Below are 25468 nucleotides of genomic sequence, written 5' to 3' on the forward strand. Positions count from 1 at the left end.
CTGGCTCCTTACTCGATCAGCTCGGGTTTGAGCGCTAGTTGTCCAGCTTTGGTCAGCGTGCGCAGGCGCAAAGTGATGAAGGCGTCGACCAGGCTCGGCATGCAGCGCGCGGTGTACATGGCCACGGTGCCGAGGAAAGTCAGGCCGCGATTGCGCAAGCCGCGCTTGAGGCAGGCACGGACCAGACCGTCGCTGGCCGCGCCGAGTTTTTCTTCGAGCGACAGCAGGGTCTTGTTGCCCAGCTTGAAGCTAACCAGACGCTTGACCGACAGCCCCACCCGCTGGGCTGGCTGGTGGATGGCGGTATCGATGAAACCGGGGTAGACGGTCACCACATCCAGCTCCCCGGGGTACTGCATGCGCAGCACGTCGGAGTAGGCGCTCATGGCCCGCTTGCTGGCGGCATAGGCGGCAACATAGGGGGCATTGACCAAGGCGAACAGTGACGACACGTTCACCACCTTGCCGCGGCTGCGCAACAACCCCGGGAGGAAGGCGGCGGTGAGTTGCCAGGGGGCGAGCAGGTTGATTTCCATGGCCCGGCGCACTTCATCGGTAACCCCGGTCTCGCCGCGTTCGAGGGTCAGGGTGCCGGCATTGTTGACCAGGATATGCAGGTCGCCGAAACGTTCCTGGATTGAGTGCACGGCTTCGGCCAAGGCCTGCTGGTCGCACAGGTCGAGCAGGTAGAAGGCATCCAGGTGCAGACTGGCGTCGCCTTCCAGGCGGTCGATACCGATCACCGTCGCGCCCAGGCGCTTGAGCTTGCGTGCGGTCTCCAGGCCCAGCCCACGGGCGACACCAGTGATCACCACGGTCTTGTTCATCAGGTTCACGCTGCAACTCCTTTGGCAATGCTGAATGAGGCGTCTTGTAGGTAGGCATCGAGATTTTTGCTCATCGCTACCTTGGCTGGCGGATGGAACTGCAGCCCGCGGCAGCTGAGCATCCACTGTGAGCTGTCGGTGGAGCGGATGAAGCCCAGGCCGCCGAGCATCTGGTGAGCCTGGTCCGAGGTTCTGGCCAGCAGTTGCTCTATGCCGTAGCGCACCAGCAGCAGGCGGGCCAGGATCGCCGAGAGGTCATCGGGGTGGCGCTGGATATCAAGTGCCGCGCCTTCCAGCGCGCTCAGGCACAGTTGCATCTGCGCGGCCAGTTCGACCCGGTGGTGTTCGCTCCAGCGCTGCTGCGCCACCACCGCCTCCACCAGGCCCAGGCAGGCACCGAGGTAAGAGGCGCTGATCAACAGCTCGAACCAGATGAAACCTATAGTCTGGACTTCGCCCAGTTGGGCCTTGAGGCCGGCGGAAAACACCATCTTGTTGTCGACCAGCACCCGTTCCAGGCGCACCTCGACGCTTTCGGCTGCCGCCAGGGCGCTGTTCTGCCAGAACGGGCAGTGGCTGATACCCGGCGCGTTGGCCGGGATAAGCGCTACCATGAGTTCTTCGCCGGCCGGGCTGATACGGCTGTAGCTGGCGGTCAGCAAGTCCATGGACTTGCCCAGGCTGCAAGGTTTTTTGCTGCCGCTGAGGACTACCCCGGAGGGGGTTTGTTCAGCCTGCATGCCGGCGTCGAGAATGCCTTCGCCCGGTACGCCCTCGGCGAAACCCGAGGACAGCAGCAAACGCTGGCGGGCAATGGCTGAGAGCAACAGGCCTTCGGCGCCCGCGCCGTTCTCGCCGATGGCTACCAGGCTTGCCACTGAGAACTGGTGCATGGTGCTGGCCACCGCCAGTGACGGCGAGCGTGCGCCCAGGGCGAGTTGCACATGCACGGCCTGGAAGGCGTCGGCTCCCAATCCACCCGCTTCCTGGTTGATCAGCAGGCCCACCGGGCCGTGCTGCTTGAACCAGCCAACCACCGGGCTTTCGGCCTCTTCCCGGGCATTGAAGGGGATTTCGCCAAGCAGGGCATCAAAGCCTGGGGCAAAGTGTTCAAGAATGGCCCGTGAGCGTTGCAGTAAAGCCAGGGTCATGGTCATCAATCCTTGATGTAACTGGCCGGAAACAGGCCACTGATGATGGCGCGGATATTGTCCGAGATCGCCTGTTCGGCGACCGGATCGAGCATATCGGCAAGCATCGGCAAGCCGAGGTCGAAGCAGGAATCGAAGGCAATGGTGGCGTCGTTGCCATCGGCCTCGACATGCCAGGAACCGGAGAAGTGATCGATGTCACCGGCGGTCTGGCGGAAAGATATCTGGCGGTTGCTCGGGTCGAAGGTATCGCGCTCTTGCCACTTCAGGATGCCGTTGTGAAAGTTAACCTCCCAGTCAGTTAGCGTCACGTTTTCGCTGAGGTTCTTGACGTCGATCTTGCGTACCGACGTGCAGTACTGCGGATAGGCGCCGAAATTACTGATGGCGGCGTAGACTTCATCGGCGCTTTGACGGGGGATGAAGGCATTCAGGCGGACTTCTTTCATGGGTGGGTACCGGTCGGGAGTGAGGAGGTGAGTGCCACGGCAAAGCCGTCCAGTAGCCATTCGACGTCGGTTTCGCTGTACAGCGCCGGTGGGGTCAGGCGGATGACCCGGTGATCGTTGAGCGAATGGCAGACGATGATGCGTTGGTCGAGCAGGGCCATGACCATGTTGGCGGCGATGGACGCATCGACAAACTCGAAGCCCAGCAGCAGGCCGGCGCAACGCAGTTGTACCTGTTTGGTCCAGCCGTTTTGCTCCAGTAGTTGTTCGAAGCGCCCGCGCAGCATCTCTCCCAGCACACGGGCTTTCTGTACCAGGCCGTCACGCTGCATTACCTGCAAGGTAGCCTGCACCGCCGCCATGGCCAGCGGGTTGGCACCGAAGGTGGTGGTGTGCATTAGTGGGTTGCGATTCAGCGGTTCCTGCATCCGCGCTGTGGCGACCATGGCGCTGACTGGCACGCAGCCACCGGACAGGCTTTTGCCGACCAGCATGATGTCAGCCACCACGCCTTCGCGCTCACAGGCCCACCAGTAGCCGGTACGGCCCAGGCCAGACTGGATTTCGTCGAGGATCAGCACGGCATCGTGCTCGTCGCAGAGTTCGCGCACTCGGCGCAGGTAGCCCGGCGGGGGGATCAGCACGCCAGCTTCGGCCTGAATCGGCTCGAGAATCACGCAGGCGCGGCAATCGAGGCTGGCCAGTTGCAGTTCGAGGGCCTGGGTGTCACCAAAGGGCAGGAAATGGGTGTTGCCCAGCAGTCCGGCGAACGGCTCGCGGTAGGTCTCACGACCGGTCACGGCCAGGGCCCCAAGGGTCTTGCCGTGGTAGCCGCCGATGGTCGAAAGGGTTGCCTGGCAGCCGTTCATGCAGGCCAGCTTCAGCGCCGCTTCGGTGGCTTCGGTGCCTGAGTTGCAGAAGTACACGTACTGCAGCCCGGGCGGGCAGACCTCGGCGAGTGCTGCTGCGGCGGCGGCCTGGTAGGGGTTGAGCAGCAGCTTGCTGGCCATGGCGTGGCTATGCAGTTGCTCGCTGACCTTGGCCAGCACCTCGGGATGGCCGTGTCCGAGCAGGAACACGCCGTAACCGCCGGCATCCAGGTAACGGTTGCCATCGATGTCGTAGATATACACACCGGCACTGGAGACTTCGATCTGTAGGTTCATCATCGAAGCCAGGCGCGCATAGCCGGCATTCACATGATTGCGGTACTGCTGCTGGATCTTCGCCTTGAGGGCTTCGTTGGGGGTGGCCGTGATACTGTTCATTCATGCCTCCATGGCAAGGTCGGATCGTTGGGCTCCCGGCGCCGGCACCTTGAGCATGCGCTGCAGGGCCGAAAGCTTGGGCGAGAGCCGGCCGAGGGTGCGGGCCAGTTCCCGCTGCGGGTTGCGGGTATGGTGCGCCGGCAGCAACTGCGCCAGGGAGCTGGGCAGCGGTGTCCTCAGGCTGGCGTAGCGGCACATCTGCGTGGCCCGGCCCAGCGCCGCACGTACGTTCTCTTCCAGTGCCGGCAGGAATACCGGACGGATCAGCCGATCGTAGATATCCGGGTTCATGCAGCGCGGGCGGTCGAAGGGCTTTTGCTGGTTGGCCATCTCCGCGCACATCAGGTCCAGCAGGGCGGTGATGTCCAGGGCATCGGCGCCGTTGGTGAGGTAGTAGTCATCGCCAATCAGGCGCTGGTCCAGGGCGCTCTTGATTGCCGCGGCAGCGACGTCACGGGCGATCAGGTCCACATAGCCGCGTTCCGGGCAGGGGATGATTGGCAGGTAGCCGGACATCATCAGCCCCATGGTCAGGTGAAAACCCTGGAAATTGGGCATATGCCCGTTCTCGGCATCGCCGATGATGATGGAGGGGCGGAAGATCGACACTGGGATGTCGGCGCTGCGCACCAGCTTTTCGGCCTGGCGCTTGGCGATTTCATAAGGCGTTTGCGGCACCACGCCGGGATAGTAGTCACAAGGGTGGGTGAAGGCTGTGCTGATGTGGTACAGCGGCACGCCAGCCTCCTGCACGAAGCTGACGATGTTTTGTGTGCCCTGGTAGTTCACCGAGAAGATTTGTTCGGCCTGGCCGTCGAGGCGGGTAATGGCGGCTGAGTGGATAACCCAGTCGACCCTGGCCAGCAACGTTTGGTAATCGCTGTCGCTCAGGCCCAGGTAGGGCTGGCAGATATCGCCGCGCAGGACTTCGACATTGGTCTGGCGAATCCGGCTTTTGCGAGCCAGGCAGATGATTCGGTAACTATCTCCCAACTGGTCGATCAAAGTCTCGCCCAGTACACCGGCTCCGCCGGTCAGTAGAACGGTCATCCGTGAATGTTCAGGCATGTGCTTACGCTCCTTGCAGACATGAAGTGAATGAAGAGAGTTGGCGCTGAAGGCGACCGGGCAGTCAAAGGGCGGGCACTGTGCCCGTCGCGAAGCGGGTTTTTATTGTTTGGCCGCAAGCCCCGTTAAACCGGGGCCGCAGCCGGGCCTTCCCGCCGCTGGTTGGAGATCCCGAGGAGGGGGGCGGGGACAAGGATGGCGGTTTGTCAGGAGAGGGTCTTGAACGATTCGCTTGTCTTGCGCAGTACCAGCGCGGCGCGGCTGGGCGACATGCCGATCATGCGCCGCATCATGCGGGTCAGGTGAGCCTGATCGGAAAATTCGCCGTCGGTGGCTGCCTCGGTCAAGCTGGCACCGGCGGCGAGGGACTGGCAGGCGCGTTCCAGCTTGCGCCAGATGATCCACTGCGACAGCGGCACTCCCATCTGGCTGTGGGCGAAAAAGCGCAGGCGCGGGCTGGAAAGCCCTACGGCGCTTGCTGCCCGCGACACCGCGCCAGTGCCGCCACAATCTTCGCGCAACAGCAGCAGGGCATTGGACAGGCGCGGGTCGAAGCTGCCATCGGCTACTAGTACCGCATTGAGCGCCGCCACTATCTCTTCGAAGCTCGAAGCCTGACGGAAGCATTCGAGGATTTGGTCATTGGCCAGAACTGTACCGCTGGCATCGAGAAGCGCATTGAGCGCGCGGCCCAGCGGCGCGTCAGGATAGACGTAAAGAAAGGCGACGCGATCAGCATTGGGCCGCGAGCGGTGATTTACGAATGGCCCGATGATCACACCGGGACCGCACAGCGTCCGTTCCTTCTGTTCGACGGTGACATCGCTGTGGATACCGATGCACAGCTGGATTGCCACGTGGGCATGAGCGCTGGTCTGGTCGGTTTTGCCGACATAGCCGAACCAGTACTCGCCAAAGGTAACCTTGCCATCCCACATCATCCGATTTCCTTATCGATTGCCCGGTTTCTCTTAAATGAACGAGTAACCTCATACCGGAATCTAACCGGTCAGGCGCCGATAATAGCTGTGTGCCATGGGCTGGTCGATAAAGTTGGTTACAAATGTACTCCGGCAGATTTGTCCTATGCTGCTACGCCTGATAGGTGCAAGTGCAAGCCTGCCCGCCCCACAACATCTTGCCTAAGCTATAGCAGTGAACTTATCCGGCCTTTCTCGTTCTTATCCCGGTAGCCATTGGTCGTGGCCGCCTGATAAGCTCGCGGCTTTACTCGATTGCCCTATTGGCGCATGAACAAGGAAATAGCATGAAACAGCATCGGTTGGCGGCTGCGGTTGCCCTGGTTAGCCTGGTACTGGCGGGTTGCGATTCGCAGACCAGCGTCGAGCTGAAGACCCCGGCACAGAAAGCCTCCTACGGTATTGGCCTGAACATGGGCAAAAGCCTGGCTCAGGAAGGCATGGACGACCTTGATTCGAAAGCTGTCGCTCAAGGTATCGAAGACGCCGTTGGCAAGAAAGAACAGAAGATCAAGGACGAAGAGCTGGTTGAAGCCTTCGCTGCCTTGCAAAAGCGCGCTGAAGAGCGCCTGGTGAAGATGAGCGAAGAGTCGGCTGCCGCCGGCAAGAAGTTCCTCGAAGAAAACGGCAAGAAGACTGGCGTAGTGACTACCGCTTCGGGCCTGCAGTACGAAGTGATCAAGAAGGCCGACGGCGCCCAGCCAAAGCCGACTGACGTGGTTACCGTTCACTACGAAGGCAAGCTGATCGATGGCAAGGTCTTCGACAGCTCCGTCGAGCGTGGCAGCCCGATCGACCTGCCGGTCAGCGGCGTGATTCCGGGTTGGGTCGAAGGCCTGCAACTGATGCACGTTGGCGAGAAGTACAAGCTGTACATCCCGTCCGACCTCGCTTACGGTGCCCAGAGCCCGAGCCCTATGATCCCGGCCAACTCGGTGCTGGTGTTCGAACTGGAACTGCTGGGTATCAAGGACCAGGCCAAGGCTGATGCCGAGCCTGCCGATCCTGCTGCCGAGTAAGGCCAGTTGATACCTGCAACGCCCCGTCTCGACGGGGCGTTGTCGTTTCTGGGGTTTAGCGAACCCTCGGGGCCCGGCAGGGTCTGAAAAACTGCAGCTGTTGATGATTCAGGGCGCAGCAGGCAAAACGTTTGCGCAATTGAAACAGGTGTGTAAAAAACGCCCGATTTAACCCGGACCCTTGCCGGGCGGGCGCCTTGAGCCTGAAACTGAGCTCTGTTCACAAGGTTATCCACAATTATTGTGGATAACCTTCCTTGGCACTGGCCCTGGAGGCCGTATGAAAGCACCGTGGAATTTCGCCCGATTTCTGCCTTTGGCCGAGCGCCTGCTCAGCCGCGGGCGCTTGCCGGCGCTGATTTTTGCCGTGGCGCGCAAAGGCCCGCGGCTGGGCAAGCTGCGCGAGGACGTGCGCCTGCTGCAGGCCCTGTGCCTGGCCTGGTGGCGCGGCGAGTACCGGGCGATCAGCCCCAAGGCGCTGATCACCGTGGTGGCGGGGCTGCTGTATTTTGTCAGCCCGCTGGATGCGATTCCCGATTGGTTGCTGGGCGTTGGCCTGCTCGATGACATCGCCGTGCTGGCCTGGGTGATGAAAGCCGTGTCCGATGAACTGGCCGCTTTCAGCGCCTGGCGCAACCGTCAGACACCGGAAAAACTGCGGGTGGTCGAACGCTTGCCCGACACCCCTGAAGCCCTTCGCCTGGAACAGGAAAAAAGCTGATCACATCACGACCCTGCACACCCTTGTTGGCTGGTAATATAATTGGCATAAGGATTATGCCTACCGATTACATATCGTAATCCTACAAGGGGGTTGTAATGGGTATTCAGGTCATCAGCCGAGACGGTCAACCCGAGTACGCGGTTGTTCCCTGGGAGCAGTACCAGGCACTGCTTAAAGCAGCCGGGCAAGGCGAGCCGGTTGCCGCCGAAAACACACCCGCCAGCGCCGCAGACAGCGCCAGCTTGCCACGTTTCAGCGAGCTGGCGCGTTTGCGTGAGGGCAAGGGCCTGGCGCCGGAGCAGTTGGCGCGCAGCGTCGGTATCAGCCCGGTGTACCTGGCGCTGATCGAAAGCGGTGAACGCCAGCCGGATGCCGCGATCCGCCGCAGCCTGGCCTGGGAGTTGGGTGTGGCTGGCTGGAGCGATCCGTCGTGAGCGTGCGCATCAGCCGTCAGCACTGGGAAGGGCTGCTTGGCGAGCTGGATGTCGCCCGCCGTCAACGTCACCTGCTGACTTACCGCGCCTTGCTCGAGCGCCTGCAATTGCCCAGCCCGGCCATGCAGACCCTGACCGCAGCGCTGGAGCACCTGGCGGCGCTCGATGCCCGTGCCGAGCAGCCACTGCGCAGTTCGCTGGTGATCAGCCAGGGTGCCAGCCGATTGCCACGGACCGGGTTTTTCGAATGCGTCGAACGCCTGGGGCGGTTCTCCGGCCCGTCCGATGGTATGGCTGCCGCTTCCTGGCACGCTTCGGAAGTGGTGCGGGTGTTCGAGTACTGCTACCCCGAACACGAAGAAGCCTGAGCGGCGGGCGCGGTATCGATCAGGTACAGGCTGTGCCCGGGCACATCTTTGGCCTGATGCTTGGCCTGTGAGGCCAGCTCGGCCAGTTGCCCGGCATCGAGCCCGGCACAGGCCTGCGGGTGCAATTGCACCACGCCGATCGACAGCGACAGCAGGGCAAACTCCTGGCGCCGGCCCTGACGGTCGGTGGCAACGAAGCAGCCTGCCTGCAGGTGCTCGGCCCGGTAGAAGCGCCGGCACTGCTTGTGAAAATCCTCCAGCAACAGCTGCAAGCGCTGTTGCCAATCGCCTGAACCGAGCACCAGCATGAAATCGTCGCCACCGATATGGCCGACGAAATCGCGGCTGGGGTCGACCCGTTCGCTCAGGCACTGGGCCAGGCACAGCAGCACTTCATCGCCACGGGCATAGCCGTAGATATCGTTGAACGGCTTGAAACTGTCGATATCGACGTAGCAGATCGCCGCCGGGCGTTGCTGTTGCAGCAGGCGGGTCAGGCACTGCTGGATCGGTACGTTGCCGGGCAGCAGGGTCAGCGGGTTGGCATAGCGGGCTTGCTGGATCTTCTGTTCGGTGATCAGCTTGAGCACGTCGATCACCCGCCCCAGGCCCAGGTAGCGGCCGTTTTGGGTGATGATGAAGTCTTCCTCGATACGCTGCCGGGCGCGGCTGGTGAGCAGGCGGCTGACTTGCTGCAGCGACTGGCCCAGGTCCACGGCGAGAAAGTCATCGTTCATCAAGCGGCTGATCGGCTTGCGCGCGAACAGGTCGGTGGCAAATGGCTTGAGCAGGGCATCGGACAGCGAGTGGCGGTGGACGATGCCACAGGGCTGTTGGTGCGCGTCGAGCACCGCCAGGGAGTTGAGGTTGGCCTGGCTGCGAAACAGTTCCAGCACCTGCGGCGTGGGCGCCTCTCTGTTCACTGCGGTCTGCTCGATCAGCAGCGCGGCGAGGTTGCCGCCGTCTTCATTGAGGCTCTGCAGCACCTGCACCGGCTGCCCGAGCATGCTCTGCACATCGCGCGCCGCCAGTTCCTGCGGGCGCCCCAGCAGGTAGCCCTGAACCAGGTCGACGCCCATCTCGGTGAGCACCTTGAGCTCTTCGGCCAGTTCGATCCCTTCGGCAATCACCTGGGCGCGCGAGGCCCGGGCGATCTGCAGGATCGAGCCGACGAACTCGCGTTTGAGCGCATCCAGGTGGATGCCGTCGATGAAGTGACGGTCGATCTTGACGTAGTCCGGGCGCAGTTCCGACCACAGGCGCAGGCTCGAATAGCCGGCGCCCAAGTCGTCCAGGGCGATGGAAAAACCCATGTCGCGGTAGTGGTGCAGGGCGTTGAACAGCAACTGGAAATCGTCGGTCGGGGTCTGTTCGGTGAGCTCGATCACCACCCGGCTGGGCGGTACGCCAAGCTCGTGGAGCATCTTCAGGGTGCGCCCGGACTGGTACTGCGGTTCGAGCAAGGATTCGGGCGAGACGTTGAGAAACAGCTTGCCCTCGAGGTCCTGCTGGCTGAAGCGGCGGCAGGCGCTCTCGCGGCAGGCCACTTCCAGTTCGGTCAGGCGCCCGGCCTGGCGGGCCACGGCAAACAGGTTGATCGGCGAGTGCAGCGGGCTGTTGGAAGGGCCGCGGCTGAGGGCTTCGTAGCCCAGGATGCGCCGCTCGGAAAGGCAGACAATGGGTTGGAACAGGCTGTGCAAGCCGCTTTGAGCCAGGATGGTGCTCAACGCGCTGAGCTGTTCGTTGACGGTCATGGCAGGGCTACCTTGAAAAAAAGGGACTGAGCACCCGCGGCGCTCAGTCCCTTATTTCACGACAGTCTGATGACTATTTGATGACGCAATAACGCACAGTCACATTATTTTGCCATCATCGTTTTACGGGTTGTTCCGCGCCACCTGAGAATTCAGGCCCAGGTAATCCAGCAGGATCAGCCCGGACTCCTTCAGGTAGGCGTCGTCTTCCGGCTTGGTATCGTCTGGCTCGACCGGCAGGGCGTCTTCGTCTTCCTTCTTCAGTTCCTTGAGCGGTTCTTCGCCCTTGGCCTTGCGTCGGGTGTTCTCCAGCGCCAGCTGCTTGCTTTCGATATCGGCGTGCTGGGCACGGCGTTCGGCTTCGTTGAGGCTGACGGTTTTCTCGTTCATCAGCTTCTGGGTCAGGGCCAGGCGGTCGCGGATGTACACGAACTCCGGATCCTTGGCGGTACGGGTGTCGTGACGCGCCTTGAGCTGCGCCAGGAACGGCTTGAACGGGTCGACCGCAGGCTTGATCGCCGGGCGGATGGTGTCCCATGGCATGGCTTCAGGCAGGGCGCTTTCGCCGATTTCCTTGGTGTCGATGATCGACGGGTAATCGATGTCCGGCAGCACGCCCTGGTGCTGGGTGCTCTGCCCGGAAACCCGGTAGAACTTGGCCAGGGTCAGCTTCAGCTCGCCATGGTTGAGCGGCTGGATGGTCTGCACCGTGCCTTTGCCGAAGGTCTGCCCGCCGAGGATCAGCGCGCGGTGATAGTCCTGCATGGCGCCGGCGAAAATCTCCGAGGCCGAGGCTGACAGGCGGTTGACCACCAGCGCCAGCGGGCCTTTGTAGAAGGCGCCGTTGTTCTCGTCTTCAAGCACGTCGACGCGGCCGTCGCTGTTGCGCACCAGCACGGTCGGGCCCTTGTCGATGAACAGGCTGGTCAGCTCGGTGGCTTCCTGCAACGAGCCGCCGCCGTTGTTGCGCAGGTCGATGACCACGCCGTCGACTTTTTCCTTCTGCAGTTCGGTGAGCAGTTTCTTCACGTCGCGGGTGGTGCTCTTGTACTCCGGATCGCCGGCACGGAAGGCCTTGAAGTCCAGGTAGAAGGCCGGGATCTCGATGATGCCGAGCTTGTAGTCGCGCCCGTCTTGCTTGAGCTTGAGCACCGATTTTTTCGCCGCCTGCTCTTCGAGTTTCACCGCTTCACGGGTGATCGGCACGATCTTGGTGGTCTGGTCGTTGGGGGCGTTGCTGGCCGGGATGATTTCCAGGCGCACCACCGAACCTTTCGGCCCGCGGATCAGCTTGACCACTTCATCCAGGCGCCAGCCGATCACGTCGACCATTTCCTTGTTGCCCTGGGCCACGCCGATGATCTTGTCGGCCGGGGCGACCAGTTTGGTCTTGGCGGCAGGGCCGGCCGGCACCAGGCGCACGATCTTGACCTGGTCGTTGTCGCTTTGCAGCACAGCACCGATACCTTCGAGCGACAGGCTCATGTTGATATCGAAGTTTTCCGCGTTGTCGGGCGACAGGTAGTTGGTGTGCGGGTCGTAGGACTGGGCGAAGGTGTTGATGTAGGCCTGGAAGATGTCTTCGGCGCGGGTCTGGTCCAGGCGCGTGAGCTGGTTCTTGTAGCGCTTGGTCAGCAGTTCCTGGATCGCCTTGGGCTCTTTGCCGGCGATCTTCAGGCGCAGCACTTCATCCTTGACGCGTTTGCGCCAGAGGTCGTCGAGCTCGGCCTGGTTCTTCATCCACGGCGCGTCCTTGCGATCGATCAGCAAGGTCTCCTTGGTGGTGAAGTCGAAGTTGTCGACGCCCTTGCTCAGTTCGGCCAGGGCGAAGTCCAGACGCGATTTGACCCGGTCCAGGTAGCGCTTGTAGATGGTGAAGCCGGGGTCGAGATTGCCGCTTTTGAGGAAATCGTCGAACTGGGTCTTCCACTTGTCGAACTCGGCGATGTCGCTGGCGGTGAAGTAGCTGCGCGCCGGATCGAGGAGTTTGAGGTAGCTGTCGTAGATGATCACCGAACGCGCATCGTTGAGCGGCGGCTTGCTGTAGTGGTGGCGCTTGAGCAGCTCGACCACGTTGAGGCTGGCGACCACTTCATCGCGGTCGGGCTGGAGCTTATCCCAGCTGTTGGCGGCCCATGCATTGCCCGCCAATGGCAGACTGCCCAGACCGATCAACAGGGCGAGGGTGGTGCTTGGCAGTAAATGCTTCATGCTGATTCGACGTAGGGACAATTGATCACGCATATTAGGCCGTCTTTGAATTCGCCGGTTCCATGAAAACCGGACGCATAATGCAAAAAGCCCGGGGCTACAGCTCCCGGGCTCAGTCATGACTCAACTATGGAGGCACTGTGAAGGCATTGCAAGGCGTTGACGGACATGTGGAGTGGGTTGCGACGACAAGTCCAACTTGCGATATCGGTCAAGTACGAATTCGTGTGGCCGCAGCCGGGCTCAATCGCGCCGATCTGCTCCAGCGTGCCGGGCTCTACCCGCCACCGCCGGGGGCCAGCGAGTTTCTCGGCCTGGAATGCTCAGGGGTAATCAGTGAAGTGGGCGCCGGTTCCTCCTGGCAAGTCGGCGATCGGGTCTGTGCCTTGCTCGCCGGTGGCGGCATGGCCGAGGAAGTGGTGGTCGATGGCCGTCATGTGCTGCCGGTTCCTGAAGGCCTGAGCCTGCAGGAAGCGGCGGCGATCCCCGAGGTGTATGCCACCGCCTGGCTCAATGTGTTCCAGCTGGCCGCGCTCAAGCCGGGTGAGAAGGTCTTGCTGCATGCCGGGGCCAGCGGTGTCGGGTCGGCGGCGATCCAGCTGTGCAAGGCCTTTGGCAGCCCGTGCTGGGTCAGCGTCGGCTCGGCCGAGCGCCTGGCCTATTGCGAAGGCTTGGGGGCCAGTGGTGGCGTGGTGCGCGGTGAAGACCTCGACGCGCTGAACGATTTCGCCCCCTTCAATGTGATCCTCGACCCGGTTGGCGCCAACTATGCCGAGCTCAATCTCAAGCTGCTGGCCCGTGACGGGCGCTGGGTGATCATCGGTTTGATGGGCGGGCGCAAGGCCGAGCTGGACCTGGCGCAACTGCTGGGCAAGCGCATACAGGTGATGGGCTCGACCTTGCGCACCCGCGATGATCAGTTCAAGGCGGACCTGCTCAGCGACCTCGGCCAGCAAGTGTGGCCGCTGTTCAGTGAAGGCCGGCTCAAGCCGCAACTGGCCAAGGCCTTCCCGATCAAGGATGCCGAAGCGGCGTTTGCCGAGCTTGCCAGCAATCAGGTGTCGGGCAAGCTGGTGTTGGTGATCGACGAGAGTCTGGTGTAGTACGCCAATCGCTGGAAAGCCCGCTCCCACAGGTAGGAGCGGGCTTGCCCCGCGATGGCTTCAATTATTTCCAGCTATGAATCGGCCAGCCATGGGTCTCGGCCTGCTCGCGCAACACCGGATCCGGATTGACCACATGCGGGTAATCCACCTTCAGCAGCAACGGCAGATCGTTGCGTGAATCCGAGTAGAAACTCGCGCCTTCAAGGTTTTCTTCTTCCTGGTCCAGCCACTCCAGCAAACGGGTGATCTTGCCTTCGCGGTAGGTCAGCACGCCGGTGGTGTTGCCGGTGTAAACACCGCGTGCAACCTCCAGCTCAATGCCAAGAACTTCATCGATACCCAGGCGCTCGGCAATGGGTTTGACCAGGTGGGTGCCGGAAGCCGAAATCACTAGGATCCGGTCGCCGGCCTTGCGGTGGGCAGCAATGGTCTTGGTGGCATCACTGAAGATGATCGGTTCGATGAAATCTTCTACCCACGGTGCGACCAGATGCTCGACTTCTTCCGGCGTGCGGCCGATCAGCGGCTCAAGGCTGAAGGCCATGTAGTCTTCCATGGCCAGATGGCCCCTGCCGTAGGCGTCCATCAGCTCTTTGTCACGGCGCAGGAAGGATTCGCCATCGACCCAGCCAAGGCGGACCATCTGCTCGCTCCACAATGACGCACAGTCACCGTGGATCAGGGTTTCATCCAGATCGAAAATCGCTAGTGCCATATTCAGAAAAACTCCTGTGCAACCCTCAGGCGACTTCGCAGAGGGCGGTGGGATCGATCGACAAGGATACCCGCTGGCCGTCCGGGTGCAGATCGGCGGACGAGCGGTTGAGTACATCGACCAGCAATTCTACCCCGCGCGCTTCGACCCGGTAGCGGATCACGTTGCCCAGCAAGCTGTGGCTGCGTACCAGCCCCTCCAGCTCGCCGTCGAGGCTCAGCGCGATGGCTTCCGGGCGGATCGCCAGGCGGCTGCCCACCGGGCGCTGCAGCAGGCGGCTGGCGCTGTCGGCGTCGAGCAGGTTGTAGTTGCCGATAAAGCCTGCGGCGAACACGTCCACCGGCGCGGTATAGAGGGTTTCGGCATCGCCGCTCTGGACGATGCGGCCCTGGTTCATGAGGAAGATGCGGTCGGACATGGTCAGCGCTTCTTCCTGGTCGTGGGTGACGAAGATGGTGGTCAGGCCCAGCTCGCGCTGGATGGCGCGGATCTGCTCGCGCAGGTGTTTACGAATACGCGCATCCAGTGCCGACAGCGGCTCGTCGAGCAGTAACAGGCGCGGGCGGGTGACCAGCGAGCGGGCCAGGGCCACGCGCTGGCACTGGCCGCCGGACAGCTGGTGCGGGTAGCGGCGGGCAAAGTCCTGCAGCTCGACCAGTTGCAACACCTCGCGGACCCGCGCCTGGCTGTCGTCGCGGTTGACCTTCTGCATGCGCAGGCCGAAGGCGACGTTCTGCTCGACGGTCATGTTGGGGAACAGTGCGTAACTCTGGAACACCATGCCGATCCCGCGCTTTTGCGGGCTCAGCGGCACCAGGTCGTTGCCATCGAGCAAAATGCGCCCGCTGTCGACTGCGGTCAGCCCGGCGATGCAGCGCAGCAGGGTGGATTTGCCGCAACCGGACGGGCCGAGCAAGGTGACGAATTCGCCGCGTTCGATCTGGCAGTTGATGTCGTTGAACACCGGGCTGCCGGCATAGCTTTTTTGCAGGTTCTGTACGCTGACAAAGCTCATATCAGGACTTGTCCTTGTTCAGGCGGTTGGCTGCCCAGGTCAGCACCAGCACGAAGAGGAAATAGGAAACCACCAGGGCACTGTTGAAGTGGCCACTGCTGTTGCGCATGTTGTTGAGGTACACCTGCAGGGTCTCGTAGCGGGTGCCGACCAGCAGGTTGGCGAACACGAACTCGCCGAACAGGAACGAGAACGACAGCAGCAAGGCCACCATCAGGCCCTTGCGCAGGTTCGGCAGCACGACCAGGAAGGCGGCCTGGAAAGTGCTGGCGCCAAGCAGCTGGGCCGCGTCCATCAGGTCGCGCAGGTTGATCGCCTGCAGGTTGTTGGTGATCGCCCGGTACATGAACGGCAGGGCCACGGTGAAGTAACAGCCGATCAGGATCCATGGCGTGCCGACCATGGCCATCGGCCCCGAGCCGTAGAGTTGCAGCAGGCCCACCGAGGACACCACCGGCGGCACCGCGAAGGGCAGCAAGATGAGGATGTTCATCAGCGCATCGAGCCGCGGAAAGTGGTAATGGACCACGAACAACAGCGGCAAAATCAGCAGTACCGACAGCAGCAGGGCGCCGACACAGACCAGCAGCGACTGGCCGAAGGCGGCGAGAAAGCGCGGGTCGCTCCACAGCGCCAGGTACCACTTGAAGGTCAGCCCGCTGGGCAGCAGGCTCGCCGACCAGCTGGTGGCCAGCGAGTAGAGCAGGGTGCCGGCCAGCGGCAGCAGGAGGATGATAAACAGCAGGTAGACCACCAGGCGGTGGTACAGCGACGAGGTGCCCGGTTCAGCGCGCGACATGATAGCTCCGCTTCAACAGCCATTGATGGACGAAGGTCACCAGGGTCATCAGCCCGACCAGGATGACCGCCAGGGCGCTGGCCAGGTTCGGGTCCAGCGAGATGTCGCCGGCCACCAGCGCGGCGATGCGGATCGGCAGCACGTTGAAGTTGCCGGTGGTCAGCGCATACACCGTGGCGTAGGCGCCCAGGGCGTTGGCCAGGAGGATCACGAAGGTGCCCAGCAGCGCCGGGGTCAGCACCGGCAAGCCGATGTGCCGCCAGTATTGCCAGGCGCCGGCGCCGAGCAGCTCGGCGGATTCGCGCCAGTCTTCGCGCAGGGCGTCGAAGGCCGGGTAGAGCAGCAGCACGCCGAGGGGGATCTGGAAATAGGTGTAGAGGATGATCAGCCCGGTCTTGGAGTAGAGGTTGAAGTCCTCGATGATCCCGGCCTGTTTCAGCAGCATGGTCAGCGCGCCGTTGAAGCCGAGCAGGATGATGAAGGCAAAGGCCAGCGGCACTCCGGAGAAGTTGCTGGTCATGTTGGCAAAGGCGTTGACGAAATCACGCAGACGCGAGTCGACCCGGCGCAAGGAGTAGCTGCCGAGGATGGCGATGAGGATACCGAACAGGCTCGACCAGAAGCTGATCTCCAGGCTGTGCTGGATCGCCTGGCGGTAGAACTTCGAGTTGAATATCTTGGTGAAGTTGTCCAGCCCCCAGCTCGATTCCACCTGCACGCTGTGGAGCATGACCCAGGCCAGCGGGGCGATCTGGAAGATGATGAAAAACACCGCGAAAGGCACCAGGCAGAGCAGGGCCAGCCATTTGCCGCGTTTGATCGAATTCACTTGAGCAGCTCCCGGCACACCGGTTTGTCGTGGGGCACGCCGAGCAATTCGCAAATGGTGCCGCACAGTTCGGTCTGCAGCGGCTTGGCGGCCGGGTCGAGGCTGAACGCCTCGCCGAAGACGAACAGCGGCACCTCACGTTCTTCGGCCAGCAGGCCGTTGTGCGAGCGGTCGTTGTTCATGCCGTGGTCGGCCGTCACCACTACCTGGTAACCCTCTTCGAGCCAGGTGCGCAGGTAGTCGGCCAGGAGGATATCGGCGCTGCGGGCGCTGTTGCGGTACTGGCTGCTGTCCAGGCCGTGACGGTGGCCGGCGTCGTCGATGTTCATCGGGTGCACCAGGAGGAAGTTCGGTGCATGACGGCGGCGCAGGTATTCGGCGTCGGCGAACAGGTGCGAATCGGGGTAGTGGTCGGCGTAGTAGAACAGCCCGTGCTGGATCGGCAGCTTGGGCGCGTGGGTGTGGCGGTCGCGCAGCGGGTCGAAGGGCGAGCGGTTGTACAGCTCGCTCATCCAGTGATAGGCCGCCGCTGCCGTGCCCAGGCCGGCTTCGCGGGCGTAGTGGAATACGCTGCGCTGGTTGGACAGGCGGTTGACGTTGTTGTGGACGATGCCGCTGTCGATCGGGGCGACACCGGTGAGGATGCATTCGTACAGCGGCCGCGACAACGACGGCAGCTCGCACTCCAGCCGGTACAGCGCGGCGCGGTCGGCTTCGACGTAGGCATGCAGATGGCCCATGGCGTGGTGCGCGACCTGGTGGTTGAGGCCATCGAGCAGGACCAGGATGACGTTGTGGTTCATAGAAACTCCGCAATTGTGGTGACCTCATCGCTGGCAACTCAGCTCCCACAGACCTTGTGGGAACTGGCTTGCCAGCGATTGGGGGTAGCAGGTATTGCCTGACACCCCCTGAAGGTTCACTCCATCTCGATGATCACTTGCTCCTGCCACAACTGCGGCAGCTTCTTGGAGGTCGCTTCCCAGGCGGCGGCATCCTTGATCGGTTGCACGGCGCGGTACTGCTCGTTGGGCAGCAGCTTGGCCTGGACATCGGCCGGCAGCTTCAGGTGCTCGGCACGGATCGGCCGGGCGTGACCTTCGGCCAGGTTGATCTGCCCGGCATCGCTGAAGATGTACTCGCGGGTCAGCTTGGCGGCGTTGGGGTTCTTCGCGTACTTGTTGATGATCGTGGTGTAGCCGGAGATCACCGAGCCATCAGACGGGATCAGCACTTCGAAGCGTTTCGGGTCGATCTGCTGGCGGTAGCTGAGGCCGTTGAAGTCCCAGACCACACCGACTTCGATCTCGCCCTTTTCCAGGGTCTGGATAGTCGGGTTGGCCAGCGACAGGCGTTTTTGCTGGGCCAGCTTGGTGAACAGCTGCAGGCCCGGTTCGATGTTCTTCTCGTCACCTTTGTAGGCAATGGCCGCGGCCAGCACGCCGTTGGCAGCCTGGGCTGCGGTGCCGACGTCACCGATGGCGACCTTGTACTTGCCCTTTTCCAGGTCATGCCAGGTTTTCGGGATGTCTTTTTCCTTCACCAGTTGCTTGTTGATGATGAAGGCGATGGTGCCGGTATAGGCCAGGGCCCAGTGGCCGTCTTTATCCTTGGCCCAGTCCGGGATCTGCTCCCAGGTGCTTGGCTTGTACGGCTGGGTCACGCCCTTGGTCACGGCGATCGGGCCGAAGGCGGCGCCGACGTCACCGATGTCGGCGCTGGCGTTGTCTTTTTCGGCATCGAACTTGGCCACTTCCTGGGCCGAGCTCATGTCGGTGTCCATGTGCTTGAGGCCGTATTTTTTCGCCAGGTCTTCCCAGGTGCCTTTCCAGTTGGCCCAGGCATCGGGCATGCCCACGCTGTTGACCGCGCCTTCTTTGCGGGCGGCGTCCTCGAGGGCCTTGAGGTCGGTGTCGGCGGCCATGGCCGTGGTGCACAAAGCGATACTCGAGCCTAACAGTGACGCCAGAAAAAGCTTTTTCATCCGAAGCTCCTTGATGGGTGCCGTGCAAAACGCAAAAGGTGTTGTTGGATGTTGTTGCGGTTCGGTTGGTCTAGGTCAGCAATACCTGAGCCAAGGTAGACCTGTTGCATGACAATTTGATGTCCAGGCGTGCTGCCAGCCAGGGCTCGCGCCCCTGAAAATCAAGCGTAGACCACCCTGGCTGTCATCTGGCTTTCATCTGGAGTGCCTAGGCTTGCACTATTCTCATAGCCCTGAAGGCGCCAAGAATGGGCGTTGCTGGGGCTGGACTAGTCCAGATAGGTAACCTTTGATGCAGCCACTGCCACCGCGAGCAGTAACAGCCATCTGTCATGCCCTGCAGGAGCAGATCGAGCATGGCCTCCTGTCGCCCGGCTGCAAGCTGCCGGCCGAACGCAAGTTGAGCGAAGTGTTCGACACCACGCGTATCACCCTGCGTGAGGCGCTGGTGCAACTGGAGGCGCGTGGCCTGATCTACCGCGAGGAGCGGCGGGGCTGGTTTGTCGCGCCCGAGCGGCTGACCTACGACCTGATCCAGCGCAGCCACTTTCACGCCATGGTCCGCGACCAGGGCCGCGAGGCGCGCACCGAGCTGTTGTCGGCGCGCCTGCAGCCGGCGGCGGCAGCGGTATGCGCGCGGCTGCAACTGGCGCCGCTGTCGAGCGTGATCCAGATCTGCCGGCTACGGCGCATTGATGGTCGTGCGGTGCTGTATGCCGAGCACTACCTGAACCCCGAGTACTTCCCGGGCATTCTCGACCACGACCTGAGTCAGTCGCTGACCGAGCTGTATGCCGGCCGTTACGGCATCGTATACGGGCGGGTGCGTTTCGAGATCCTGCCCACCGCCTTGCCGGTGGCGGCAGCGCTGGCGCTCAAGGTCTCGGCTGGCAGCCCCGGGCTGCACATCACCCGGGTCAACAGTGACCAGCACGGGCGGCTGATCGACTGTGACCTTGAGTATTGGCGCCATGATGCGATCCGCATCAAGGCCGAAGCCGGTTAGGCCTTGGGCGGGCTTTCGCTGAACGGTGTGCTGGCGTCGGCGGTGATGACCTGCACGCTCAAGCGCGGCGTCGCCAGGTCCAGGCCGGCCTCATCGAGCTGACGCTTGAGCGCCAGGTTGAACGCCCGCGACACTTCCCACTGCTTGATCGGCGCGGTCTTGAAACGGGCGCGCAGGATCGCTGAACCCGACTCGAAACTCTCCACCCCCTGCAACTCCAGCGGCGACCAGATGTTGCGGCGCATCAGCGGGTCGTTGCGCATCTTCTGCCCGACATCGCGGATCAGGGTGATTGCCTGGTCGATGTTCATGCTGTGCGGGATGGCCACGCGGAAGATCGCGTAGCCGAACTCGCGGGAGTAGTTCTTGATGCTCTTGATCTCGCTGAACGGGATGGTGTGGACGATGCCGTCGATATCGCGCAGGCGCACGGTACGGATGGTCAGGCCCTCGACCGTGCCCAGGTGGCCGCCGACATCGACGTAGTCGTCGATGGCCAGGGAGTCTTCGATGATGATGAACAGCCCGGTGATCAGGTCGGCAACCAGCGACTGTGCGCCAAAACCGATGGCCAGGCCGATGACACCGGCACCGGCCAGCAGCGGGGTGACGTTCATGCCCATGTTGGCCAGGGCGACGATCACCGCAATGATGAAGATCGCCACGAATAGCACGTTGCGGATCAGCGGCATCATGGTTTGCGCGCGGGCATTGGCCAGGCCTTTGCGCGAGCGGGTCAGGGCGTGGTGCACGGCGGTGTCGGCGAGAATCCACACCAGCCAGGCGGCGATCAGGGTACCGGCCAGGCCGAACAGGCGCACCGCCACTTCATGGCCTTCGCCTTCGGCAAAGCCGATCAGCGAAAAGCCCCAGACGCGCAGGCCCAGCTCGATGAACACCAGCCAGATGGCCAGGTGCACCAGGGTGTAGGTGAAGCTCTTCAGGCGTTCCGAGTACACCGCCTGGCGACGGTTGGCGCGCTGCGGCTTGAGCCCGTGGCGGCGCACCAGGCCGTTGATGACCATGCACAGAATCAGCAGCACGGTGCACATCAGCGACTGGCGCAGGGCGGTACTGGTGTCGCCGGCGGAGATGAAGGTGGCGATCAGCGAGATCGCCACCAGCACCAGCGCCGGCAGGTACCAGAAGGTCCCGAGGATCTCGATGGTGTCGCTCAACGCCCGCCGGGTCAGGCGCCGGGACAGTGGCTGGTTGCGGATCAGGTGGGCGATGGGGCGGCGAAAGCGCAGGATGAACAGCCCGGAGGACAACCCGGCAAGGATGTTGGCCAGGGTCGCCAGCGTGTGCGCCAGGTGGTCGCCCAAGGCGCTGGCCATGCGCGGATCGTTCATGGCCTCGCCAAAGGCGGCAAAGCTGCCGATCAGCCACAGCGGGCGGAACGCCTGGTGGCGGAGAATGTGCAGGGCACGGTGGCGGTGCGGTCCGTCGAGCAGGGAGAAGGCGATGACGCAGATCGCCGAGAAGCAGGTACCGACCACCAGCGCATAGGCCAGGACCATGGCCATCGACTTGCCCAGGGACGGCGGCAGGGCGAAGCTCAGGTACACGGTAATGATCAGTGCCACCAGCCACGGACCGAGCTTGCGCAGGGCGAAGCGCACCAGATCCCAGGTGCGCGGATGTTGCGGCAGTTCTTCGGTCAGGCCAAAGCGCAGGCGCACCTTGTGGCTGACCCAGTTCAGGGCGTAGGCGAGCAAACTCCAGAGGGCGATGATGGCGGCAAAGCCGAACAGGATCGGCGGCCATTCGTGCCAGGGCACCAGGCGCGCATCCAGCTCGATCTGCGCCAGGTCAAGCTCGCGGGTCCAGCGGTTGAACGGGCTGGCTTCGCCACTGAACTGTTTTTCCAGTTCGGCGAAGGTGCCGCCGATCAGACCCAGCACGCCTTGTTCGGCACTGGGCTGCGCCTGCTTGGTGCTGTCGCGCAGTTTTTTCAGGTCGGCCAGCAGCTTGGCCCGTTGCTGGTCGTTCTCCAGGCTCTTGATCACTTCGTCCAGTGACTGGGCCAGGGGTTCGGTCGCTTCGGGCTGGGCCTTGCTGCCGCCGCCGAGCAGGCCCGGCAGGCCGGCGGCGTGCGCTGGCGCAACCAAGAGCAAGGGCAGAAGCAGGAGAATAACGCGGAAAAAGACAGGCACCGGACAATCAACCTCAAAACGATCAATCGCCCGAGTGTAGTGTATTTGTCAGTTGAGTTTCTCGAGGATCTTCCAGCACATGATGCCGATCATACCCAGGGTACCGACCCACATCATCAGCACGCCGATGTTGCGATCGCGCATGTTGAAGCCCACGGTCAGCAGGATCAGGCCGGCGATGACCGGAAGGAATAGAGAGGCAAAGGCTGACATGCGGCAAGGTCCTTGTACTTGAGAGTTATGGCTCAAGCATAGCGGGATTCGCCAGGGGGAGGGTTGATCGGGATCAGGCTGGTGGATCTCATCGCGGGGCAAGTCGAGCCGTCGCACCGCGATGCTTTCATCAAGGCAAATCGCGACTGCGATAGAACGCCGTCAGCACCTTGACCAGGTGCGCCAGGTCATGGCTGCCGCACAGCTCGCGGATCGAGTGCATGGCGAAGGTCGGCAGGCCGATGTCGACGGTGCGCACGCCCAGGTGGCTGGCGGTGATCGGGCCGATGGTCGAGCCGCAACCCATGTCGCTGCGCACCACGAAGCTCTGCACCGGTACTTCTTCGGCCATGCACAGGTGGCGGAAGAAACCGGCGGTTTCGCTGTTGGTGGCGTAGCGCTGGTTGTTGTTGACCTTGATCACCGGGCCGGCATTGAGCTTGGGCCCGTGGTTGCCGTCGTGCTTGTCGGCGTAGTTGGGGTGCACGCCGTGGGCGTTGTCGGCCGAAACCAGCAGCGAGCGCTGGATGGCGCGGACAAAGTCGTCGCCATCGGGCAGCAGGCGGCGCAGGGTCTGTTCGAGCATCGGGCCGTCGGCGCCACAGGCCGAGCAGGAGCCCACCTCTTCGTGGTCGTTGCACACCAGTACGCAGGTTTCGTCGCTGTCGGCATTGAGCAGCGCCTGCAGGCCGGCATAGCAGGACAACAGGTTGTCCAGGCGGGCGCCAGCGATGAACTCGCCGTGCAGGCCGATCAGGGCAGCGCTCTGGGTGTCGTAGAAGCTCAGCTCGTAGTCCAGCACCACATCGGCATTGAGGCCGTGCTCGCGGGCCAGCTGGTCGGTGAGCAGCGCGCGAAAATCGACGCGCTCGTCACCGGCGACCTGGGCCAGGATTGGCGGCAGCTCGGTCTGCGGGTTGATTGCCCAGCCTTCGTTGGCGGTACGGTTGAGGTGGATCGCAAGGTTCGGGATCACCGCGATCGGCAGCTTGAAGTCGACCCGTTGGCTTTCGACCTTGCCGTCACGGCGGAAGGTAACCCGCCCGGCCAGCGACAGGTCACGGTCGAACCACGGCGCGAGCAGGGCGCCGCCGTAGACTTCTACGCCCAGTTGCCAGAAGCCCTGGCGCTGCAGCTCGGGCTGCGGCTTGACCCGCAGGCACGGGCTGTCGGTGTGGGCGCCGACCAGGCGGATGCCATCGAGCAGCGGCGAGTGACGGCCGAGCTTGAAGGCGATGATCGAGGAATCGTTGCGGGTCAGGTAGTAGCGACCGCCGGCCACGGTGGCCCAGCTGTCGCGCTCGTCCAGGCGCTGGTAACCGGCGGCATCGAGGCGCTGGGCCAGGGCGGCGGTGGCGTGGAACGGCGTAGGGGAGGCCTTGAGGAAGTCGATCAGGCCTTGATTCAGTGCATCGCGCATAGGTCACTCCAGACAGCAGTGGCGCGAGTTTAGCGTAGTTGGGGAGGGATTTGTGGAGGCTCTATCGCGGGGCAAGCCCGCTCCCACGAAGCCTGTGGGAGCGGGCTTGCCCCGCGATGGGGCGTGTCAGAACGGCGCCGGACACTCGAAGCGCAGCCGCTCCCCGGAAACCGGGTGGGTAAAGCTCAGCATGCTCGCATGCAGGCACAACCGCTCATGGGCCGCCAGCGCCTCAGGATAGGCATACAGGCGGTCGCCCAGCAGCGGATGACCGATCGACAGCATGTGCACGCGCAACTGGTGCGAGCGCCCGGTGATCGGCGTCAGCTCGACCCGGCAATGGTCGCCACAGCGCTCGACGATACGCCAGAAGGTCAGGGCATGCTTGCCCTGCTCGTGGTCGACCACGTGCCGTGGCTTGGTCGGCGGGTCGTAGCGCAGCGGCAGGTCGATGCTGCCGCTGTCGAGCTCCGGCTGGCCCCAGCACAGGGCGGTATAGGCCTTCTCGGTTTCACGGTCGTGGAACTGGCGGGACAGCTCGCGGTGACTGTCGGCGTCGCGGGCCAGAAGGATGATCCCCGAGGTTTCCCAGTCCAGGCGGTGGACGATCAGGGCATCGGGGTAGCCGTTTTCCTGCAGGCGGGTGATCAGGCAATCCTTGTTGTCTTCGGCCCGGCCCGGTACGGACAGCAGCAGGGTCGGCTTGTTGACCACCAGGATGGCGTCATCTTCATGCAGGATGTGAACGTTGGACAGCGGCATTGCGTGTTCCAAAATAGCTGTGGGAGCGGGCTTGCCCCGCGATGCGATTTGATTGCCAGATCGCTATCGCGGGGCAAGCCCGCTCCCACAGGGTGCCCGAAAACGCTATCAGCGATCGGGCAGGGTGATGTTGAGTTCGAGGATCGAGCAGCTGCCCTGGTTTTCCAGAGCGACCTGCACATCATCGGAGCCGATGTTGACGTACTTGCGGATCACCTCCACCAGTTCCTTCTGCAAGGCTGGCAGGTAGTCCGGAGTAGTGCGCTGACCGCGCTCGTGCGCCACGATGATCTGTAGACGCTCTTTCGCGACCGAGGCGGTGCTTACTTTTTTGCTGGCACGAAAGAAGTCAAAAAGGTTCATTGGTTAGTTGCCTCCAAACAGGCGCTCGAAGAATCCCTTCTTCTTCACATCAAGGAACCGATGTTCCACGTTTTTGCCCAGCAGGCGGTCAACGGTATCGCTGTAGGCCTGGCCAGCATCGCTCTGATCGTCGAGGATCACCGGCACGCCCTGGTTGGATGCCTTGAGCACCGCCTGGGATTCCGGGATCACGCCCAGCAGGGTCACCGAGAGGATTTCCTTGACGTCTTCGACGCCAAGCATTTCGCCATTGCTGACGCGCTCCGGGTGGTAGCGGGTGATCAGCAGGTGTTCCTTGATCGGGTCTTCGTTGCGTTCGGCGCGGCGCGATTTGCTCGCCAGCAGGCCCAGCATGCGGTCCGAGTCACGTACCGAGGAGACTTCAGGGTTGGTCACCACGATCGCTTCGTCGGCGAAGTACATGGCCAGGTGGGCGCCTTTCTCGATGCCGGCCGGCGAGTCGCAGACCACGTATTCGAAGTCCTCTTTGAGCTGCATCAGGACCTTTTCCACGCCTTCCACGGTCAGCGCGTCCTTGTCGCGGGTCTGGCTTGCGGCCAACACGTAGAGGTTCTCGAGGCGCTTGTCCTTGATCAACGCTTGCTGCAGGTTGGCTTCGCCATTGACGACGTTGACGAAGTCGTACACCACGCGGCGTTCGCAGCCCATGATCAGGTCGAGGTTACGCAGGCCGACGTCGAAGTCGACGATGACAGTCTTGTGGCCGCGCAGTGCGAGGCCGGTACCAATAGCGGCGCTGGTGGTGGTCTTACCCACACCACCCTTGCCGGATGTAACCACGAGAATCTTGGCCAAGGTGTTTCACCCCTAAAGAAAAGGACGTTGA

Annotated in this window: 26 protein-coding genes; 6 read left to right on the forward strand and 20 right to left on the reverse strand. The window is 62.7% G+C overall.

The window, feature by feature from the left end; translation table 11 throughout:
* Positions 1–8 precede the first annotated feature (8 nt).
* The 6 genes from F8N82_RS04290 to F8N82_RS04315 all read right to left on the reverse strand — a co-directional run bounded on the left by F8N82_RS04290 (position 9) and on the right by F8N82_RS04315 (position 5701).
* Complete coding sequence (locus tag F8N82_RS04290; RefSeq protein WP_224793855.1) at positions 9–827, reverse strand: SDR family NAD(P)-dependent oxidoreductase; 819 nt, start codon at positions 825–827, stop codon at positions 9–11.
* Positions 828–832: 5 nt separating this feature from the next.
* Complete coding sequence (locus F8N82_RS04295) at positions 833–1978, reverse strand: acyl-CoA dehydrogenase family protein (protein WP_038999215.1); 1146 nt, start codon at positions 1976–1978, stop codon at positions 833–835.
* 5 nt (positions 1979–1983) lie between these two features.
* A complete protein-coding gene (locus F8N82_RS04300; protein WP_038993973.1) occupies positions 1984–2427 on the reverse strand; it encodes a type II toxin-antitoxin system RatA family toxin in 444 nt (147 codons plus the stop codon).
* Positions 2424–3695, reverse strand: a complete 1272-nt coding sequence (locus F8N82_RS04305; protein WP_038993976.1) for an aspartate aminotransferase family protein — start codon at positions 3693–3695, stop codon at positions 2424–2426. Before F8N82_RS04305 ends, F8N82_RS04300 begins: the two co-directional genes overlap by 4 nt.
* Entirely contained in the window at positions 3696–4763 is a 1068-nt protein-coding gene (locus F8N82_RS04310; protein ID WP_038993978.1) for an SDR family oxidoreductase, read from the reverse strand. It abuts the gene before it with no gap.
* A 206-nt stretch (positions 4764–4969) separates the two neighbouring features.
* Entirely contained in the window at positions 4970–5701 is a 732-nt protein-coding gene (locus F8N82_RS04315; protein ID WP_038999216.1) for a helix-turn-helix domain-containing protein, read from the reverse strand.
* Positions 5702–6030: 329 nt separating this feature from the next.
* Between F8N82_RS04315 and F8N82_RS04320 the strand changes: the two genes are divergently transcribed.
* From F8N82_RS04320 to F8N82_RS04335, 4 genes are all read left to right on the forward strand, one after another.
* Complete coding sequence (locus tag F8N82_RS04320; RefSeq protein WP_038993980.1) at positions 6031–6762, forward strand: FKBP-type peptidyl-prolyl cis-trans isomerase; 732 nt, start codon at positions 6031–6033, stop codon at positions 6760–6762.
* A 280-nt stretch (positions 6763–7042) separates the two neighbouring features.
* Positions 7043–7483 carry a YkvA family protein gene (locus F8N82_RS04325; protein ID WP_038993981.1) on the forward strand — a complete coding sequence of 147 codons (441 nt, stop codon included), beginning with the start codon at positions 7043–7045 and terminating at the stop codon, positions 7481–7483.
* Between the two features lie 98 nt (positions 7484–7581).
* On the forward strand, positions 7582–7920 hold the full coding sequence (locus tag F8N82_RS04330) for a helix-turn-helix domain-containing protein (protein ID WP_038993982.1): 339 nt from the start codon (positions 7582–7584) through the stop codon (positions 7918–7920).
* Complete coding sequence (locus F8N82_RS04335) at positions 7917–8288, forward strand: hypothetical protein (RefSeq protein WP_038993983.1); 372 nt, start codon at positions 7917–7919, stop codon at positions 8286–8288. The genes F8N82_RS04330 and F8N82_RS04335 overlap by 4 nt, the downstream gene beginning before the upstream one ends.
* Here the strand turns inward: F8N82_RS04335 and F8N82_RS04340 are convergent.
* Positions 8264–10042, reverse strand: a complete 1779-nt coding sequence (locus F8N82_RS04340) for a bifunctional diguanylate cyclase/phosphodiesterase (protein WP_038993984.1) — start codon at positions 10040–10042, stop codon at positions 8264–8266. The two genes, F8N82_RS04335 and F8N82_RS04340, sit on opposite strands and share 25 nt — an antisense overlap.
* A gap of 123 nt (positions 10043–10165) precedes the next feature.
* Positions 10166–12253: a carboxy terminal-processing peptidase gene (locus F8N82_RS04345; protein ID WP_167336583.1), complete on the reverse strand. Its 2088-nt coding sequence runs from the start codon at positions 12251–12253 to the stop codon at positions 10166–10168.
* Between the two features lie 140 nt (positions 12254–12393).
* On the opposite strand from F8N82_RS04345, the gene F8N82_RS04350 reads away from it, so the two are divergent.
* Positions 12394–13356, forward strand: a complete 963-nt coding sequence (locus tag F8N82_RS04350; protein WP_038993986.1) for a zinc-binding dehydrogenase — start codon at positions 12394–12396, stop codon at positions 13354–13356.
* Positions 13357–13420: 64 nt separating this feature from the next.
* Here F8N82_RS04350 and F8N82_RS04355 read toward each other — a convergent pair whose 3' ends face one another.
* The 6 genes from F8N82_RS04355 to F8N82_RS04380 all read right to left on the reverse strand — a co-directional run bounded on the left by F8N82_RS04355 (position 13421) and on the right by F8N82_RS04380 (position 18701).
* Positions 13421–14074 carry an HAD family hydrolase gene (locus F8N82_RS04355; RefSeq protein ID WP_038993988.1) on the reverse strand — a complete coding sequence of 218 codons (654 nt, stop codon included), beginning with the start codon at positions 14072–14074 and terminating at the stop codon, positions 13421–13423.
* Between the two features lie 25 nt (positions 14075–14099).
* Positions 14100–15089: an ABC transporter ATP-binding protein gene (locus F8N82_RS04360; RefSeq protein ID WP_038993989.1), complete on the reverse strand. Its 990-nt coding sequence runs from the start codon at positions 15087–15089 to the stop codon at positions 14100–14102.
* A gap of 1 nt (position 15090) precedes the next feature.
* Complete coding sequence (locus F8N82_RS04365; protein ID WP_038993990.1) at positions 15091–15888, reverse strand: ABC transporter permease; 798 nt, start codon at positions 15886–15888, stop codon at positions 15091–15093.
* Complete coding sequence (locus F8N82_RS04370; RefSeq protein WP_162195921.1) at positions 15875–16708, reverse strand: ABC transporter permease; 834 nt, start codon at positions 16706–16708, stop codon at positions 15875–15877. The genes F8N82_RS04365 and F8N82_RS04370 overlap by 14 nt, the downstream gene beginning before the upstream one ends.
* 5 nt (positions 16709–16713) lie before the next feature.
* Positions 16714–17520 (reverse strand): alkaline phosphatase family protein, encoded by an 807-nt coding sequence (locus tag F8N82_RS04375; RefSeq protein WP_038993992.1) that lies wholly within the window; start codon positions 17518–17520, stop codon positions 16714–16716.
* Positions 17521–17636: 116 nt separating this feature from the next.
* A complete protein-coding gene (locus F8N82_RS04380; protein WP_038993994.1) occupies positions 17637–18701 on the reverse strand; it encodes an ABC transporter substrate-binding protein in 1065 nt (354 codons plus the stop codon).
* A 292-nt stretch (positions 18702–18993) separates the two neighbouring features.
* Between F8N82_RS04380 and phnR the strand changes: the two genes are divergently transcribed.
* Positions 18994–19707: a phosphonate utilization transcriptional regulator PhnR gene (gene phnR, locus F8N82_RS04385; RefSeq protein ID WP_038993995.1), complete on the forward strand. Its 714-nt coding sequence runs from the start codon at positions 18994–18996 to the stop codon at positions 19705–19707.
* Here the strand turns inward: phnR and F8N82_RS04390 are convergent.
* From F8N82_RS04390 to minD, 6 genes are all read right to left on the reverse strand, one after another.
* On the reverse strand, positions 19704–21863 hold the full coding sequence (locus F8N82_RS04390) for a mechanosensitive ion channel family protein (protein WP_038993996.1): 2160 nt from the start codon (positions 21861–21863) through the stop codon (positions 19704–19706). The genes phnR and F8N82_RS04390 overlap by 4 nt on opposite strands.
* A 48-nt stretch (positions 21864–21911) precedes the next feature.
* Positions 21912–22076, reverse strand: a complete 165-nt coding sequence (locus tag F8N82_RS04395; protein WP_166675657.1) for a hypothetical protein — start codon at positions 22074–22076, stop codon at positions 21912–21914.
* A gap of 130 nt (positions 22077–22206) precedes the next feature.
* Entirely contained in the window at positions 22207–23496 is a 1290-nt protein-coding gene (locus F8N82_RS04400; protein WP_038993997.1) for a M18 family aminopeptidase, read from the reverse strand.
* A gap of 126 nt (positions 23497–23622) precedes the next feature.
* Complete coding sequence (locus F8N82_RS04405; RefSeq protein ID WP_038993999.1) at positions 23623–24258, reverse strand: RluA family pseudouridine synthase; 636 nt, start codon at positions 24256–24258, stop codon at positions 23623–23625.
* Positions 24259–24366: 108 nt separating this feature from the next.
* On the reverse strand, positions 24367–24621 hold the full coding sequence (gene minE / locus F8N82_RS04410; protein WP_038994000.1) for a cell division topological specificity factor MinE: 255 nt from the start codon (positions 24619–24621) through the stop codon (positions 24367–24369).
* A 3-nt stretch (positions 24622–24624) separates the two neighbouring features.
* Positions 24625–25437 (reverse strand): septum site-determining protein MinD, encoded by an 813-nt coding sequence (gene minD / locus F8N82_RS04415; protein WP_038994001.1) that lies wholly within the window; start codon positions 25435–25437, stop codon positions 24625–24627.
* Between the last annotated feature and the right edge of the window lie 31 nt (positions 25438–25468).

The organism is Pseudomonas fluorescens, from assembly GCF_902497775.2.
GTDB classification, from domain to species: Bacteria; Pseudomonadota; Gammaproteobacteria; order Pseudomonadales; family Pseudomonadaceae; genus Aquipseudomonas; species Aquipseudomonas putida_F.